General features: G+C 61.4%; 14 protein-coding genes. 8 read left to right on the top strand and 6 right to left on the bottom strand.

The features are described 5' to 3' along the window. Positions 1-1,507, bottom strand: a 1,507-nt coding sequence (gene uvrC, locus AC1ECN_RS10235) for an excinuclease ABC subunit UvrC (protein WP_477952909.1), incomplete at its 3' end; no start/stop codon positions are given. Beyond that, complete coding sequence (locus AC1ECN_RS10240) at positions 1,504-2,271, bottom strand: SDR family oxidoreductase (protein ID WP_018070535.1); 768 nt, start codon at positions 2,269-2,271, stop codon at positions 1,504-1,506. The genes AC1ECN_RS10240 and uvrC, both read right to left, overlap by 4 nt. Before the next feature lie 366 nt (positions 2,272-2,637). Here AC1ECN_RS10240 and AC1ECN_RS10245 point away from each other — a divergent pair, with 366 nt between their 5' ends. Further along, entirely contained in the window at positions 2,638-3,273 is a 636-nt protein-coding gene (locus AC1ECN_RS10245; RefSeq protein ID WP_477952911.1) for an outer membrane protein, read from the top strand. A gap of 100 nt (positions 3,274-3,373) precedes the next feature. Here AC1ECN_RS10245 and AC1ECN_RS10250 read toward each other — a convergent pair whose 3' ends face one another. Together AC1ECN_RS10250 and AC1ECN_RS10255 are read right to left on the bottom strand one after the other, a co-directional pair. Beyond that, positions 3,374-3,970, bottom strand: coding sequence for a glutathione S-transferase (locus tag AC1ECN_RS10250; RefSeq protein WP_018070533.1), 597 nt, complete (start codon positions 3,968-3,970; stop codon positions 3,374-3,376). A 159-nt stretch (positions 3,971-4,129) separates the two neighbouring features. Then, positions 4,130-4,999: a 23S rRNA (adenine(2030)-N(6))-methyltransferase RlmJ gene (locus tag AC1ECN_RS10255; protein ID WP_130672327.1), complete on the bottom strand. Its 870-nt coding sequence runs from the start codon at positions 4,997-4,999 to the stop codon at positions 4,130-4,132. Positions 5,000-5,015: 16 nt separating this feature from the next. Between AC1ECN_RS10255 and AC1ECN_RS10260 the strand changes: the two genes are divergently transcribed. From AC1ECN_RS10260 to AC1ECN_RS10270, 3 genes are all read left to right on the top strand, one after another. Continuing rightward, on the top strand, positions 5,016-7,220 hold the full coding sequence (locus AC1ECN_RS10260) for a molybdopterin-containing oxidoreductase family protein (RefSeq protein WP_130672328.1): 2,205 nt from the start codon (positions 5,016-5,018) through the stop codon (positions 7,218-7,220). Further along, positions 7,217-7,810: an NUDIX domain-containing protein gene (locus AC1ECN_RS10265; protein WP_130672329.1), complete on the top strand. Its 594-nt coding sequence runs from the start codon at positions 7,217-7,219 to the stop codon at positions 7,808-7,810. Before AC1ECN_RS10260 ends, AC1ECN_RS10265 begins: the two co-directional genes overlap by 4 nt. 178 nt (positions 7,811-7,988) lie before the next feature. Then, positions 7,989-9,158: an alpha-D-ribose 1-methylphosphonate 5-triphosphate diphosphatase gene (locus AC1ECN_RS10270; RefSeq protein WP_477952914.1), complete on the top strand. Its 1,170-nt coding sequence runs from the start codon at positions 7,989-7,991 to the stop codon at positions 9,156-9,158. Positions 9,159-9,240: 82 nt separating this feature from the next. Here AC1ECN_RS10270 and purN read toward each other — a convergent pair whose 3' ends face one another. Both purN and purM read right to left on the bottom strand, forming a co-directional pair. Beyond that, positions 9,241-9,912: a phosphoribosylglycinamide formyltransferase gene (purN, locus tag AC1ECN_RS10275; protein WP_130672331.1), complete on the bottom strand. Its 672-nt coding sequence runs from the start codon at positions 9,910-9,912 to the stop codon at positions 9,241-9,243. Next, the gene (gene purM / locus AC1ECN_RS10280) at positions 9,909-10,982 is read right to left on the bottom strand and encodes a phosphoribosylformylglycinamidine cyclo-ligase (RefSeq protein ID WP_130672332.1); all 1,074 of its coding nucleotides are present in this window, start codon (positions 10,980-10,982) and stop codon (positions 9,909-9,911) included. Before purM ends, purN begins: the two co-directional genes overlap by 4 nt. A gap of 245 nt (positions 10,983-11,227) precedes the next feature. On the opposite strand from purM, the gene AC1ECN_RS10285 reads away from it, so the two are divergent. The 4 genes from AC1ECN_RS10285 (at position 11,228) to ppx (ending at position 16,862) form a co-directional block, all read left to right on the top strand. Next, positions 11,228-12,352, top strand: coding sequence for an AI-2E family transporter (locus AC1ECN_RS10285; protein WP_130672333.1), 1,125 nt, complete (start codon positions 11,228-11,230; stop codon positions 12,350-12,352). Next, positions 12,345-13,058, top strand: coding sequence for a DnaA regulatory inactivator HdaA (gene hdaA, locus AC1ECN_RS10290; RefSeq protein WP_477952916.1), 714 nt, complete (start codon positions 12,345-12,347; stop codon positions 13,056-13,058). The genes AC1ECN_RS10285 and hdaA overlap by 8 nt, the downstream gene beginning before the upstream one ends. A gap of 66 nt (positions 13,059-13,124) precedes the next feature. After that, positions 13,125-15,329 (top strand): RNA degradosome polyphosphate kinase, encoded by a 2,205-nt coding sequence (locus AC1ECN_RS10295; protein ID WP_477952918.1) that lies wholly within the window; start codon positions 13,125-13,127, stop codon positions 15,327-15,329. Between the two features lie 12 nt (positions 15,330-15,341). Beyond that, positions 15,342-16,862: an exopolyphosphatase gene (gene ppx / locus AC1ECN_RS10300; protein ID WP_130672335.1), complete on the top strand. Its 1,521-nt coding sequence runs from the start codon at positions 15,342-15,344 to the stop codon at positions 16,860-16,862. Positions 16,863-16,992: the final 130 nt, after the last annotated feature.

Genomic DNA, 16,992 nt, shown 5'->3' on the forward strand with positions numbered 1-16,992 from the left:
GCCGCGAGAAACGCCGCGTCATCACCTCCTTCATCATGCCGAAGTCGTCGCCGGGCGTGATGTCGGTCGATTTGATGTTGAACTTGCGGTACTGGTTCTTGACGAAACCTTCCGGCCCCGCGACCACCATGCCGCCGACGGCATTGGTGCCCATGATATGCGAGTTGTCGTAGATCTCGATGCGCTGCGGTGCATAGGCAAGCCCGAACGTTTCCTTGAAACCTTCGAGCAGCCGCGACTGCGACGCCGTCTCGGCAAGCTTTCGCCCATGCGCCTCGCGTGCATTGCCGACGACATGGTCGACCAGATCCCGCTTCTCGCCGCGCTGCGGCACCAGGATGGAGACCTTGTGGCCGGCCTTTTCGCTGAGTGCTGCGGCAAGCAGCTCCAGCTCCTCGACTGTCTGCGACAGCATGATCTGCTTCGGCACGGGCTTGTCGTCGTAGAACTGTGCGAGGAAGGAATTCAGCACTTCGGCGCTCGAAAGCTGCGGATCGGCCTTCGGGAAATAGGCGCGGTTGCCCCAGTTCTGGCCGGTGCGGAAGAAGAACACCTGGATGCAGGAGATGCCACCCTCATGATGGATGGCGAAAACGTCAGCCTCCTCGACACCGGCCGGATTGATGCCCTGGTGGCTCTGCACGTGCGAAAGTGCGGCCAGCCGATCGCGATAGATCGCCGCCCGCTCGAAGTCGAGGTCCTCGGCCGCCTGGTTCATGGCTTCGGCCATATGCGACTTCACCTTCTGGCTCTTGCCGGACAGGAAGTCCTTCGCCTCCTGGACCAGTTCGCCGTAACCCTCGTCGCTGACCTCATGGGTGCACGGCCCGGAACAGCGCTTGATCTGGTAGAGCAGGCAGGGTCGCGTGCGCGTTTCGAAGACGCTGTCGGTGCAAGTGCGGATCAGGAAGGCGCGCTGCAGCGAGTTGATCGTGCGCCCGACCGCGCCGGCCGAAGCGAATGGTCCGAAATAGTCGCCCTTTCGCGCTCTCGCACCGCGATGCTTGAAGATCGCCGGCGCCCGGTGGTCGCCGGTAATGAGGATATAGGGAAACGACTTGTCGTCGCGCAAAAGCACGTTAAAGCGCGGCCGCAAGCGCTTGATCAGATTCGCTTCCAGGAGCAGCGCTTCGGTTTCCGTGCGCGTCGTCACGAATTCCATGTTGGCCGTCTGGCGCACCATCTGGGCGATGCGGTTGGAATGCACGCGGCCGACGGCGTAATTGTTGACGCGCTTCTTCAGGCTGCGCGCCTTGCCGACATAGAGCACGTCACCCTCGGCGTTGAACATGCGGTAGACGCCGGGGCTGTTGGGGAGCCGCTTGACGAATTCGCCGATCAGTTCCGCGCCGAAGAGCCCGGTTTCATTGAGGCTGCCTGCATTCCAGTCGACCGCAGCCGCAAGCGGGGCGGCGGCGGAAACGTCGCCTTCCACTTCGATATCGTCTTCGCTCTCATCCGTCTCGTCGTAGAGAACGCCGCCATCCGGCAGCTTTCGTCCGTTCATTCCGTAATCTCCGCCACATCGGGCGTCTGCCAGGCGAGGTGCTGGCCGCCGTCGAGGGCAATCATCTGGCCGGTGATCGAGGGCGTGTCGTAAAGGAAGCGAATCGTTTGTCCGAATTCCTCCAGCGCCGGCCCTCGCTGCAAGATAAGGGCTGAGACCTGCGCTTGGAAGTCCTCCATCGCCTGCCGCTCGCTCGGCATCGAGGGGCCGGGGCCGATGGCATTGACGCGGATGCGTGGCGCCAATGCCTGTGCAAGCGTCTGTGTCGCCGTCCACAGCGCGGATTTGGAGAGGGTATAGGAATAGAAGCTGGGCCTCAGCGCCCAGACCCGCTGGTCGATGATATTGACGATCAGCCCTGCCGCCTCAACGGGCATCTGCTGCGCGAAGGCCGCCGCAAGAATAGAGGGCGCACGGACATGCAGGTCGAAGTGCAAAGCCCAGGTGGCGGCATTGAAACTGCGCGCGGAATCATGCTGGAAGACCGACGCATTATTGACGAGCAGATCGAGTGGCCCGAGCGCTTCCGACGCCTTCGCGACCAAGGCACCCGTTTCGCCGATATCGGTGAGGTCGGCCTGTAGGGCGATCGCCCGATATCCCTTTCGCCGCAATTCCGCCACCAGCTCTTCGGCCTCACCGATGGAGCCGTTCGCGTGGATCGCAACGGAAAAGCCATTTGCAGCAAGGTCTTCGGCGATTGCCCGGCCTATTCTCTTAGCAGCCCCTGTTATAAGGGCCGAGCGAAGTCTTTTGTGGTTCAAAATCTTGCCTTCTGATCCCGCGAGTCTGTCTGCAGACTATATAGGGGCCGACGGAGATTATATAAATAGGCCGCTGCGGTTGCGTCCGAGAGCCGGATATTCTATGTATTATTTAAGAATGCGATTTCTTAAAATAAGTATTTTCAGTTTAACACTTCAGTATGGTTAATGAATTGTATGTTGCGCCAAAGCAACATCGAATTTCAGCCATGCGGCAGCCACAATGATATCACAATTTGGCTCTTTCAAATCCGCATTTGAGTTCCAATTTCAGTCTCGATCCGGAAGGGACATCTGGCAATATCCCGCCAATGCTTCACTGATAGACAGTTGACAAAGCGGCGCGGGACCGAAAGGAGACTAAGTATGCGTGTACTCATTGCTGGCCTCATGGCCTCCGTTTTTGCAATTGCGGGCGTCTCGGCAGCTCAGGCGGCCGATGCCGTCGACCAGGTTCCGGAAGCAYCGGTCGCCCAGGACGCTCCGGTCAAGCCGGCAGGCAACTGGGAAGGCTTTTATCTCGGCGGCGCCGGCACCTACAACATGGGTGACTTCGGTTCCGACCGCCACACCTACGGTTTCGGCGGCCAGGTCTTCACCGGCTACAACTGGCAGCAGGGCCAGATCGTTTACGGCGTTGAATCCGATCTCGGCTACAGCGGCGACGACGTCTCCTCAGGCGGCGTCAAGAACAAGTATGGCTGGAACGGCTCTGTCCGTGGCCGCGTCGGCTACGACATGAACCCCTTCCTGCTCTACGGCACGGCCGGTCTTGCCATCGGCGACGTCAAGGTTTCCGACGACACCTCGGACGAAAGCAAGACGAACTTCGGCTATACGGTCGGCGCCGGCGTCGAAGCCTTCGTGACCAACAACATCACGACGCGCTTGGAATATCGCTACACCGACTACCAGAGCAAGGACTACGACCTCGACTCCGGCAGCTTCTCGCGCGGTTACGACGAGAACAGCGTCAAGCTCGGTATCGGCGTCAAGTTCTAAGCCGGACCATCCGTTCAAGCATGAAAAAGCCGGGCACGTCGCCCGGCTTTTTGCTGTCTGTTTGCTCTTCCCGCCGTTGAGCCCTGGGCTTTGAGCGCGCTCAGCCTTGGGACTTGAGTTCGCTATGGGCAGGGAATTTCTTGTCGAACTGCCGCAGCCAGTCGGTGAGCGGCGCATGATCGGCTTCCCACTGGTCCTTGAAGCGCAGCTCGAGATAATCGAGCGTCGCGGCCAGCGCGAAATGCCCGCCATTGAGCTTCTTGCCAAGCTTCGGTGGATTGGCGCCGAGATGAGCGAGCCCGCTCGTCGCCTTCTTCCATTGCCTGTCGATCCACGGCTGGTGAATTTTTTCCTCGTCGCGGAAGCGCCGCTCGTAGACGATCGCCAGCAGGCAGTCGCAGATGCCGTCGCAGAGCGCCTCGAGGATTTCCGCATCCGTGCGCTTGCCCTTCTTGGAAGGGTAGAGCCCGCCCTTCGTCAGCCGGTCGAAATAATGCATGATCGCCACGCTGTCGAATATCGAGACTCCGTCATCGGTCAGCAGCGTCGGGATCTTGCCGAGCGGATTGTTGTCCAGCAGGATCGCCGGTCCGGTATTGGTGTCGACCCGGATGGCGTTCAATTTCAGCGCCAGAAAATGCGCGGCCATCCGCACCTTGTTGGAATAGGGCGAGGCGGGCGAACAAAGGAGCTTCATGGGACACCTGATGAGATTGTGGAGTTGCGGCGCGGACTATCCCTGAAGCTAGCGCATAACTCCGAAAATCGGAATCGATTTTCGGAAAGGATTATGCGCAAATTCAAAGTGCTAGAGCGTCCTTAGCTCGTCCTATGGGGCGCGCGGCGCTCTACCCGGTCAATCGTCCTTGACCGCCTTGTTCTCGCCGCGCAGCCAGAAGGCGCGGTGCGAGGCAAAACGGTCTTGCGCCAGATGGTCCTTCAATGCGGGCAGCAATTGGTGCAACTCGTCCTTCAGCGTGAAGGGCGGGTTGACGATGACGAGGCCTGAGCCCGTCAGTCCGGTAATGCCGCGGTCGCTKCGAACCGCGAGTTCGGCGCAGAGCATTTTCGGGATGTCGAGCGCCTGCAGCGCCTCGTGGAATTCCTTGATCGGTGCGCCCTTTTTCAGGGGGTACCACAGGCAATAGGTGCCGCCGGGAAAGCGGCGGTAGGCTTTTTCCAGTCCTTCGGCCAGCCGCCGATATTCGTCCTCTTCCTCGAAGGGCGGATCGACGAGCACGATGCCGCGCTTCTCCTTCGGCGGCAGATGTGCGCCGAGCGCCAGCCAGCCGTCGAGCTCGGTGATGCGGGCGTGGTGATCGCCCTCGAACAGCCGGTGCAGCCTGACGTAGTCCTCGGGATGCAGTTCCATCGCCGACAGCCGGTCCTGCGGGCGGAACAGCATGCGCGCAAGTTTCGGCGAGCCGGGATAGAAGCGGATGCCGCCCTCAGGATTGAGTTCGCGGATTGCCGAGAGGTACGGCTCCAGCAGTTCGGAAACCTGAGGGCCGAGCTCTGCCTCCATCAGCTTGCCGATGCCATCGAGCCATTCGCCGGTTTTCTGTGCTTCTTCGGAGGAGAGGTCGTAGAGCCCGATGCCGGCATGCGTGTCGAGCACGCGGAAGCCGCCATCCTTCTTTTGCATATAGCGGATCAGCCGCGTCAGCACGACATGTTTCAGCACATCGGCAAAGTTGCCCGCGTGATAGATGTGGCGGTAGTTCATTTTTGCTGATGTCCGTATGAATTCGCGTCATGGGGAATTTTTGTGGCTTTTGGCCGTGCAAGCCTTGGAATATACAAATGCCATGAACATTGCGACCCCCATCCACGCCAAATCATCGAAGCCGGAGAATAGGGTAGGCCACACCGCCTGTCCGCATGACTGTCCCTCCACCTGCGCGCTGGAGGTCGATATATCAGAGGATGGCCGCATAGGCCGTGTGCGCGGCGCCAATGACCATTCCTACACGTCGGGTGTCATCTGCGCCAAGGTCGCCCGTTATGCCGAGCGGCTCTACCATCCCGACCGTCTGATGCATCCTCTACGCCGCGCCGGTGCCAAGGGGGCAGGGCAGTGGCAGCAGATTTCCTGGGACGATGCGCTGGATGAGATCGCCGAAGCCTTTGTGAAGTCCGAGGCAAGGGACGGCAGCGAGGCGATCTGGCCCTATTTCTACGCTGGTACCATGGGCTGGGTGCAGCGCGATTCCATCGATCGCCTGCGTCATGCCAAGCGTTACTCCGGCTTCTTCTCCTCGATCTGCACCAACCCCGCCTGGACCGGCTTCACGATGGCGACCGGCACGCTGCGCGGTCCCGATCCACGCGAGATGGGCCGCACCGATTGCGTCGTCATCTGGGGCACCAACGCGGTCTCGACGCAGGTCAACGTGATGACCCACGCCATCAAGTCGCGCAAGGAGCGCGGTGCGAAGATCGTCGTCATCGACATCTACGACAATCCGACGATGAAGCAGGCCGACATGGCGCTGATCGTCAGGCCCGGCACCGACGCCGCACTCGCCTGCGCCGTCATGCACATCGCCTTCCGAGACGGCCATGCCGACCGTGACTATATGGCGAGATATGCCGATGATCCCGCCGGCCTCGAAGCGCATCTGAAAACCAAGACGCCGCAATGGGCCGCTGCCATCACCGGCCTTTCGGTCGAGGAGATCGAAGCCTTCGCCAGCCTTGTCGGCACGACGAAGAAGACCTTTTTCCGCCTGGGCTATGGCTTCACCCGCCAGCGCAACGGCGCGGTCGCCATGCATGCGGCCGCCTCGATCGCCACCGTGCTGGGCTCCTGGCAATATGAGGGCGGCGGCGCCTTCCATTCGAACAGCGATATCTTCCGCATGAACAGCGCCGAACTGACCGGCCGGTCGATGAAGGATGCCGATATTCGCATGCTCGACCAGTCGCAGATCGGCCGCGTGCTGATCGGCGATGCGGTCGCGCTGCGCCATCGAGGCCCGGTGACGGCGATGCTGATCCAGAACACCAATCCTGCAAACATCGCCCCCGAGCAGCGCCTCGTCAGACGCGGCTTTGCCCGCAACGACCTCTTCGTTGCCGTGCACGAGCAGTTCATGACCGAAACGGCCGAGATCGCCGATATCGTCATCCCGGCAACGATGTTCGTCGAACATGACGATATCTATCGGGCCGGCGGCCAGAACCATATCCTGCTGGGGCCGAAGCTGGTCGAGCCGCCGTCAACCGTGCGCACCAATCTCTTCGTCATCGAGGAACTGGCAAAACGCCTCGGCGTCGCCGATCGCTCCGGCTTCGGCTTCACCGCCCGGGAGATGGTCGACCGCATCCTGGAATCGAGCGGCCTGCCGGATTACGACCATTTCCTCGAACACAAATGGTTCGATCGTCAGCCCGCTTTCGAGGAGGCGCATTATCTGAATGGCTTTGCCCATCCGGATGGCAAGTTTCATTTCCGCCCGGACTGGATCGATCAGCCGGCGCCCAACAAGCCCCCGGCTTCTATCGGCGCGCTCGGTCCGCATGCCGCGCTTCCGGCCTTCCCTGATCAGGTCGATGTCATCGAAGTCGCCGATCCCGAGCATCCCTTCCGGCTTGCCACCTCGCCGGCGCGCAACTTCCTGAATTCGAGTTTCTCCGAGACCAAGACCTCTCGCCAGAAGGAAGGCCGCCCTGAAGTGATGGTCAATCCGGCCGACGCCGAAGCCAACGGCATCGCCCATGGCGATCTCGTCCGCATTGGCAACAGCCGCGGCGATCTGCGCCTCCACGCCCGCATCACCACCGAAGTCAAATCCGGCGTGCTGATCGCCGAAGGCCTCTGGCCGAACAAGGCGCATGTCGACGGCGAGGGCATCAACGTCTTGACCGGCGCCGACCCTGTCGCGCCCTATGGCGGGGCAGCCGTACACGACAACAAGGTCTGGCTTCGCAGGGACGCAGCATGATGCAGCTGAAATCACGTGTGAAGATCGTCAGCGAAGACACGCTGTCGAATGGGTGGACGCGGTTGAGCAGCTACCTGCTCGACTATATCGACAGCAAGGGCGCAACCCAGCGGTTGAAACGGGAGGTCTATCACCGAACGCCGGCCGCCTGCATCCTGCTTTACGATCCCAGGCGCGACCTCGTCGTTCTCGTCCGCCAATTCCGCCTCGCCGTTCATCTCAACGGCGATCCCAGCTGGATAATCGAGGTGCCGGCCGGCCTTCTCGACGATGACCATCCCGAAGCGGCGATCCGTCGCGAGGCGATGGAGGAGACCGGCTATCGCCTACGCGATGCGCGCTTCCTCTTCAAATCCTACACCTCACCGGGTGCCGTCACCGAAGTGGTCCACTTCTTCACAGCCGTCGTCGACATCGCCGACCGCGTGGCGGAAGGCGGCGGCCTGGACGAGGAGCACGAGGATATCGAGGTCCTCGAAATCCCGCTCGACGAGGCGGCGGCGATGATCGAAACCGGCGAGATCTTCGACGTCAAAACGATCGTGCTTCTGCAATGGGCCGCGTTGAACAGGGCAAGGCTGACGGCCTGATCGCGATCATTTCGCGGGATCGAGGGACCGGTGAAACTGCGGGGCGAGCGCATCGGATCATTTCCAAAGCGCAAGTTTCCGCTTTAAGATGATAAGGCGCGAAATTTCATACGACTGTCACGAAGCGGTTCTATCCGCTGCGGTTTGTCAATCATCGGATGCGGTCAGGAGAAAGCCCATGTGGCTCAGCAATTTCACCCTCGTTCTCCCAAACGAGGTGGTGAGGGAAGGTTCCGTGCGTGTTGAGGATGGGGTCATCGCCGAGATCGGGCCGGAGCCGGTCGCCGGTGCTGCCATCGATGGCGGCGGGCGGCTGCTGATGCCCGGATTAGTCGATCTCCACGGTGACATGATCGAGCGCGAGATCGCCCCACGGCCGAACGCGACGATGCCGATCGATTTCGGCATCCACGAACTGGACAAGAAGCTTGCCGCCGCCGGTGTCACGACCGCGTTTGCCGCCGTCTCCTTCGCGACCGAAAGCGTCTACAGCCACGTCCGCTCGCTGGAGACGACATCAGCGGTGATCGAGGGCATCAACCGCCTGCGTGACGATCTGTTGATCGACCACCGCGTCCACGCCCGCTAYGAAATCACCAATGTCGCTGCAGCCCCGGCACTCGAGCGCCTGCTGAATGCCGATCAGATCGACATGGTTTCGCTCACCGACCACACGCCGGGCCAGGGCCAATACAACAACTTGCAAAGCTACATCTTGAGCATCTCCGAGCGTCGCGCCGTCTCCGAGGAAATGGCGGCGGAGATCGTTGCCAAGCGCATCGCCATGCGCAGCAATCCTGACATCGAGGCCAAGCTGAAGGAGATCGTCGCGCTGTCGCTGAAGCATAAGCTGTCGCTTGCCTCGCATGACGATGACAGCGTCGAAAAAGTCGCCGAAATGCACGATCTCGGCGTCACCATCAGCGAGTTTCCGGTCACCGCACCTGCGGCGGAGGAGGCGCGCCGTCGTGGCCTCTGGACGCTGATGGGCGCGCCGAACGCACTGCGTGGCCAGTCGATGTCGGGCAATCTCAGCGCGCTCGATGCTGCAAGGGCCGGCCTGCTGAGCGTCATCGCCGCCGATTATCATCCGGCTGCCTTCGTGCCCGGCATCTTCAAGCTTGCCGACATGGTGGAAGGTGGCCTGCCGGCAGCCGTTGCCATGGCGACCGGCAATGCCGCCCGTTCAGCCGGCTTGTCGGATCGCGGCGAGATCGCCATCGGCCAGCGCGCCGATCTTGTCGTGGTCGAGCCGGGCGATATCAATCGCATCCGCGCCACGTTCCGCGCCGGCCGCTTCGTCTACAGCGATGGCACGCTGCATCCTTTGCGGGCTTTGGCGGCTTAGAGCAATTCCAGCAAAAGTGCGAAGCGGTTTTCCCAGGCAAAGCGCGAAGCGCTTTTGCCGGGAATTGCGTAAAACAAGCGGCCTAAGAGCGGTCGCCGATCAGCGAAATGAGTTGAGCCCTGGGTACGGTGGTTGAGGCCTCTGTGCTCATGGCCCTGCCGCCTTCCATCGTCACCCGGCCTTCGGCGAAAAGCCGCAAGGCTTGCGGATAGATCTGGTGTTCGATGGTCAGCACACGTGCAGCAAGGCTTTCGGCCGTGTCGCCGGAAAGAACCGGTACGGCCGCCTGGCCGATCACCGGTCCCTCGTCCATGCCTTCGGTGACGAAATGCACGGTGCAGCCGGCGATCCGCATGCCGGCGTCGAGCGCGCGCTGATGCGTGTGCAGGCCCGGAAACAGCGGCAGCAGGGAAGGGTGGATGTTGAGCATTCGGCCTTCGTAGCGCTGGATGAAGGTCGCCGTCAGCAGCCGCATGTAGCCTGCTAGGCAGAGAATATCGGGTGAAAGCTCATCGAGCGCCGAAAAGATCGCCGCCTCATGCGCGTCCTTGCTGGCATAGTCCTTGCGGGGGAAGGCGAAGGTGGCGATGCCTTCGGCGGCGGCCTTGGCAAGGCCGCCGGCATCCTTCTTGTCGGAGATCACGCCGACGATCTCAGCCGGATAGTCGGATGCCTTTGCCGCCGCAACCAGCGCCATCATGTTGGAGCCGCTGCCTGATATGAAGACGACGGCGCGTTTGCGCGGCGAGCTCATATGGCAAGCGTGCCCTTGTAGACCGTGCCGGCAGCGCCCTCGTCGCGGGCGATCATGCGGCCGAGCGTGATAACAGTCTCGCCCTCGGCTTCGAGTGCAGCGGAAACCGTCGCGACATTCTCGCCGGCAACGACGGCGATCATGCCGACGCCGCAGTTGAAAGTGCGCAGCATTTCCTTGGATTCGACGCCGCCCGTCTTGGCGAGCCATGAAAACACCGGCGGCACCTTGACGGCGGCAAGATCGATCTCGGCCGCCAGGTGCTTCGGCAGGACGCGCGGAATATTTTCCGGGAAGCCGCCGCCGGTGATGTGCGCCAGCGCCTTGATGGCGCCGGTCTCGCGGATCGCCTTCAGAAGCGGCTTCACATAGATACGGGTCGGCTCGAGCAGAGCTTCGCCGAGCAGCCGGCCTTCGGCAAACGGTGCGGCTGCGCTCCAGTCGAGGCCGGACAATTCCACGATCTTGCGCACCAGCGAAAAGCCGTTGGAATGGACGCCGGAGGAGGCAAGGCCGAGGATCACGTCACCTTCGGCAATATCGCCTGATGGCAGGAGCTTGCCGCGCTCGGCAGCACCGACGGCAAAACCCGCGAGATCGTAATCGCCGGAGGAATACATGCCGGGCATTTCGGCAGTCTCGCCGCCGATCAGCGCGCAGCCCGCCTCGCGGCAGCCGGCGGCAATGCCGCCGACGATGGCCGCGCCCTGGTCGGGGTCGAGCTTGCCGGTCGCGAAATAATCGAGGAAGAACAGCGGCTCGGCGCCCTGCACCACGAGATCGTTGACGCACATGGCGACGAGGTCGATGCCGACGGTGTCGTGATAGTCGGCGTCGATCGCAATCTTCAGCTTGGTGCCGACACCATCATTGGCAGCGACGAGAACCGGATCGGAAAAGCCCGCCGCCTTGAGGTCGAACAGCCCGCCGAAGCCGCCGATCTCGCCGTCGGCGCCGGGACGGCGGGTCGAGCGCACCGCCGGCTTGATCTTCTCGACGAGGAGGTTGCCGGCATCGATATCGACGCCCGCATCGCTATATGTCAGGCCGTTTTTCCCAGACTGGCTCATGCTGGTCTCCGATGGCTATTTCAGGCGGCAAACGTGCCGCGTCATCTGCCGGTCGCAATTGCATGACAGGGGCTTTTATGCAAGCGCTGCATAGCAAAAGCCCCCAATTTCCCGCGTCTTCCCTGAGCCTTTCGGGGATTTGGCGCGACAGGGTTGACCATCTTTGCGCCTGCATCCTATGTGCTGAATGGCCGCTCCGGTTCGGATGCGGCGTTTGGCGGCGGCGAGTGATCAGCGGGGAAGCGATGCCACAGCATGTCAGCGGCAACAGTCTCAAGCGTCAGATTTTCTTCTGGCTGGTAGTGCTCGTCTTCTTCATCGTCTTCCTTTATGTCTTCAGCTCGATCCTGCTGCCCTTCATCGCCGGCATGGCGATTGCCTATTTCCTCGATCCGGTGGCTGACCGGCTTGAACGCCTGGGTCTGAGCCGCATGATGGCGACCATCGGCATTCTCGTCGCCTTCGTCATCGTCTTTACGCTGGCGCTGATGATCCTCATTCCGGTGCTCATCAGCCAGTTCAACGATTTCGCTCAGCGTCTGCCGGGCTATATCAGCCAATTACAGCAGTTCATCACGCAGGCGCAGAATTCGCTGCTGCCGGACTGGGTCGAGAACCAGATGGGCACGATCAAGGACAATCTCTCCGGCATCCTGTCGGAGGGCATGGGCTTCCTCACCGGGCTCTTCGCGCAGATCTGGAATTCCGGCAAGGCGATCGTCGACGTCATATCGCTGCTCGTGGTCACCCCCGTCGTCGCCTTCTATATCCTGCTCGATTGGGACCGTATGGTTGCCAAGGTCGACCAGTGGATCCCGCGCGATTATGTCGCCGATGTCCGCCAGATCGCCAAGGAGATCGACCAGGCGATCGCCGGTTTCATTCGCGGCCAGGGCTCGCTCTGCCTCATCCTCGGCATCTATTATGCCGTCGGCCTTTCTCTTGTCGGGCTGAATTTCGGGCTGCTGATCGGCCTCTTCGCCGGCATGATCAGCTTCATTCCCTATGTCGGCTCGATGGTCGGTCTCGTGCTCGCCATCGGTGTGGCGCTCGTGCAATTCTGGCCCGATTATCCCTGGATCGGCCTGGTGCTCGTCGTCTTCTTCAGCGGTCAGTTCCTGGAAGGCAACATTCTGCAGCCGAAGCTCGTCGGCTCCAGCGTCGGCCTGCATCCAGTCTGGCTGATGTTTGCGCTTTTTGCCTTCGGCGCGCTCTTCGGTTTCGTCGGGCTTCTGGTTGCCGTGCCGGCTGCCGCCGCCGTCGGCGTCCTTGTTCGTTTCGCGCTTTCACGCTACCTTCAGAGCGATCTTTATTTTGGCGGGTCGCCCAGTGGCCGCGCCCGGAAGACGAAATCTGTTCCCAATGAATGACGTGAAGAACGCTGATCCGAAGCGCAAGGCCGGAGAGCAGCTGCCGCTGGCCTTTTCGCACGATCCCGCAAGCGGTCGCGACGATCTCCTGATCTCGGAGCGTCTTGCCGCGGCCGTTTCGATTGTCGATGCTTGGCCGGCATGGCCATCGCCGGTCGTCGTGCTCGCCGGCCCCGTCGGCTCGGGAAAATCGCATCTCGCCCGCATCTGGCGGGAATTGAGCGGCGCCGTCGACATCCATCCCGAGCTTGGCTCGGATACAGCGGTTGCCGCCGCCGCCGGCCCGGTGTTGTTCGAGGACGCCGACCGCCTCGGCTTCGACGACAACGCGCTCTTCCACGTCATCAACAGCGTGCGCGAAAACGGCACCAACCTGTTGATGACCAGCCGCCTCTGGCCGATGTCGTGGCCGGTTTTGCTGCCCGATCTGCGCTCGCGCCTGAAAGCGGCAACCGTCGTCGAGATCGGCGAACCCGATGAGGCGCTGTTGTCGCAAGTGATCGTCAAGCTCTTCGCCGACCGGCAGCTTTATATAGATGACAAACTCGTGCTCTATATCGTGAACCGGATGGAGCGGTCGCTGAACGCGGCCCAGACGATCGTCGAAAGGATTGACCGGCTGGCCCTGTCGCGGGGCACGAAAATCACCCGGTCTCTTGCTGCCGAAGTATTGAATGAATTGGGAAATTCGGAACCAGCCGATTGACTGTCACAGTTCCGTCGTCAAACTGATATAATTGCCTTTGGCGATTGAAAACGGGGTAAGCGGACAATGGATAGCGCAGTCGCAGAACATCAGGAACTCACTCCGGAAATCAACGACAACACGCCCCCGCTGGAAGAACTGCTCAAGAGCCCCGAGCGCTTCATCAACCGAGAATTCTCCTGGCTGCAGTTCAATCGCCGTRTCCTGGAAGAAACGTTGAACACCGAGCATCCGCTGCTCGAGCGTGTCCGTTTCCTGTCGATCTCGGCCGCCAACCTCGATGAATTCTTCATGGTGCGCGTCGCCGGCCTCGAGGGCCAGGTGCGCCAAAACATCGCCATCCGCAGCCCCGACGGCAAGACGCCGGCCGAGCAGCTCGACTCGATCCTGCAGGAGATCGACCACCTGCAGATGGAGCAGCAGGCCTCGCTCGCCGTGCTGCAGCAATATCTCGCTAAGGAAGACATCCTGATCGTGCGCCCCGGCGCCTTGAGCGATGCCGACCGCCAGTGGCTGGCCGCCGAATTCGAACAGGCGATCTTCCCTGTTTTGACGCCGTTGTCGATCGATCCTGCCCATCCGTTCCCCTTCATTCCGAATCTCGGCTTCTCGATCGGTTTGCAGCTTGTCAGCAAGAACGGCCGCGAGCCGATGACGGCGCTGCTGCGCCTGCCGGTGGCGCTCGACCGCTTCGTCCGCCTGCCGGATGATGGAAACACGATCCGCTACATCACGCTGGAAGATGTCGCCAATATCTTCATCCATCGGCTCTACCCGGGTTACGAGGTGCAGGGCTCCGGTACGTTCCGCGTCATCCGCGACAGCGATATCGAAGTCGAGGAAGAGGCCGAGGATCTCGTCCGCTTCTTCGAAACGGCGCTGAAGCGCCGCCGTCGCGGTAAGGTCATCCGCATCGAGACCGACTCGGAAATGCCGGCCTCGCTGCGTCAGTTCGTCGTTCAGGCGCTCAATATCCCTGATAATCGCGTTGCCGTTCTGCCGGGCCTTCTGGCGTTGAACACCCTGTCCGAGATCACCAAGGCGCCGCGCGAGGATCTCAGGTTTGCCCCCTACAATGCGCGATTTCCCGAGCGCGTCCGTGAACATGCCGGCGACTGCTTCGCTGCCATCCGCGAAAAGGACATGGTCGTCCATCACCCCTACGAATCTTTCGACGTGGTGGTCCAGTTTCTTCTCCAGGCTGCGCGCGATCCTGACGTTCTGGCGATAAAGCAGACGCTTTACCGCACCTCCAATGACAGCCCGATCGTCCGCGCGCTGATCGACGCCGCCGAAGCCGGCAAGTCGGTCACGGCGCTGGTCGAGCTCAAGGCCCGCTTCGACGAAGAGGCGAACATTCGCTGGGCGCGCGATCTCGAGCGCGCCGGCGTCCAGGTCGTCTTCGGCTTCATCGAGCTCAAGACCCACGCCAAGATGTCGATGGTCGTTCGGCGCGAGGAAGGCAAGCTGCGAACCTATTGCCACCTCGGAACGGGCAACTACCACCCCATCACCGCGAAGATTTATACGGACCTGTCTTATTTCACCTGCAATCCCGTCATCGCCCACGACATGGCGAACATCTTCAATTTCATCACCGGCTATGGCGAGCCGGAACAGGGCATGCAGCTCGCGATCTCCCCCTATACGATGCGTCCGCGCATCCTGCGTCACATCGAAGAAGAGATTCAGCATGCCAGGAACGGTGCGCCGGCCGCGATCTGGATGAAGATGAATTCGCTTGTCGACCCGGACATCATCGACGCGCTCTATCGCGCCAGCCATGCCGGCGTCGAAATCGATCTCGTCGTGCGCGGCATCTGCTGCCTGCGTCCGCAGGTGCCCGGCCTTTCGGAAAAGATCCGCGTCAAGTCGATCGTCGGCCGCTTCCTCGAGCACAGCCGCATCTTCTGCTTCGGCAACGGCCACGGCCTGCCGTCCGACAAGGCGCTGGTTTACATCGGCTCGGCCGACATGATGCCGAGAAACCTCGATCGTCGCGTCGAAACCATGGTTCCGCTGACGAATCCCACCGTTCACGAGCAGGTCTTGTCACAGATTATGCTCGGCAACGTGATTGACAATCAACAAAGCTACGAGATATTGCCCGACGGTACGTCGCGACGCATGGAAGTGCGCAGGGGCGAAGAACCGTTCAATGCGCAGCAGTATTTCATGACCAATCCGAGCCTGTCGGGCCGTGGTGAAGCTCTGAAGTCCAGTGCGCCGAAGCTGATCGCCGGCTTGCTCGAAGGCCGCAACAACAAGTAAAACTGGACCTAAATGGTTGAATCTGAAGCCCAGGGGCGCCTTCCGGGGATCGCCCCGGTCTCCGTCGTCGATATTGGATCGAATTCGATTCGTCTTGTCGTCTACGAAGGCATGTCCCGTTCGCCAACCGTCCTCTTCAACGAAAAGGTCCTCTGCGGCCTCGGCAAAGGCGTAGCCCTTACCGGCAAGATGGATGAAGAGAGCGTCAGCCGGGCCCTGGCGGCGCTGCACCGTTTCAAGGCTCTGTCAGACCAGGCCCGGGCTGCCACCATGTATGTGCTGGCGACGGCGGCTGCGCGCGAGGCGAGCAACGGTCCTGATTTCATCCATCAGGCGGAAACCATCCTTAACCGCAAGGTCCGCGTGCTCTCCGGTGAGGAGGAGGCGAAATTCGCCTCGCTCGGCATCATCAGCGGTTTCTACAATCCTGACGGCATTGCCGGCGATCTCGGCGGCGGCTCGCTGGAACTGATCGATATCAAGGGTAAGGAGTTCGGCAAGGGCATCACGTTGCCGCTCGGCGGCCTGCGCCTGTCGGAATATGCCGGCGGGTCGCTCTCCAAGGCCCAGACCTTTGCCCGCAAGCAGTTGAAGACGGCAAAGCTGCTGTCGAAAGGCGAGGGGCGTACCTTCTACGCTGTCGGCGGCACCTGGCGAAACATCGCCAAGCTGCACATGGAAATCACCCATTATCCGCTGCACATGATGCAGGGTTATGAGGTGTCGTTCGAAGGAATGATGCAGTTCCTCGACCAGGTGGTGACCGCGCGCGACTCCAGGGAGCCGGCACTGCAGGCCGTTTCCAAGCACCGCCGTTCGCTGCTGCCCTTCGGCGCCGTCGCCATGAAGGAAGTGCTGAGTGCGATGAAGCCGTCGCTGATTTCCTTCTCGGCGCAGGGTGTGCGCGAAGGATATCTCTATTCGCTGTTGTCGGAGGCCGAGCGACGCGCCGATCCGCTGCTTGCTGCCGCCGGAGAACTGGCGATCCTGCGTGCCCGTTCGCCGGAGCATGCCCGCGAGCTGGCGGAGTGGACCGGCCGCATGATGCCCCTCTTCGGCATCCAGGAAACCGAAGAGGAAAGCCGCTACCGCCAGGCCGCCTGTCTGCTTGCCGATATCAGCTGGCGCGCCCATCCTGACTATCGCGGCCTGCAGGCGCTGAACGTCATCGCCCACTCTTCCTTCGTCGGCATCAGTCATCCCGGCCGCGCCTTTATCGCGCTTTCCAACTATTACCGATTCGAAGGCCTGCATGACGACGGCGCCACCGGTCCGCTGGCGCAGATTGCCACGCCGCAGCTCATCGAGCGCGCCAAGCTGCTCGGCGGCATGCTGCGCGTCGTCTACCTCTTCTCGGCCTCGATGCCCGGCATCGTCAAGAACCTGACCTTCCGCAAATCGTCGAGCCCGGACCTCGACCTCGAATTCGTCGTGCCTCCCGAATATCGCGACTTCGCCGGCGAACGCCTGGACGGCCGCCTGCAGCAGCTGTCGAAGCTCACGAACAAGCGGTTGGCGTTTCGGTTCGAATAGGTCTGCGCCACGGCACGTCGTTAGACTGCAACCTAGAGCAATTTCAGCAAAAGTGCGCAGCGGTTTTGCGCCCGGAATTGCGTGAAAGCAAAGAGATAGAGCACTTCCGTGATTCGAAGAAAACGGAAAT

It is taken from the genome of Rhizobium sp. 01N447_2 (assembly GCF_056399245.1).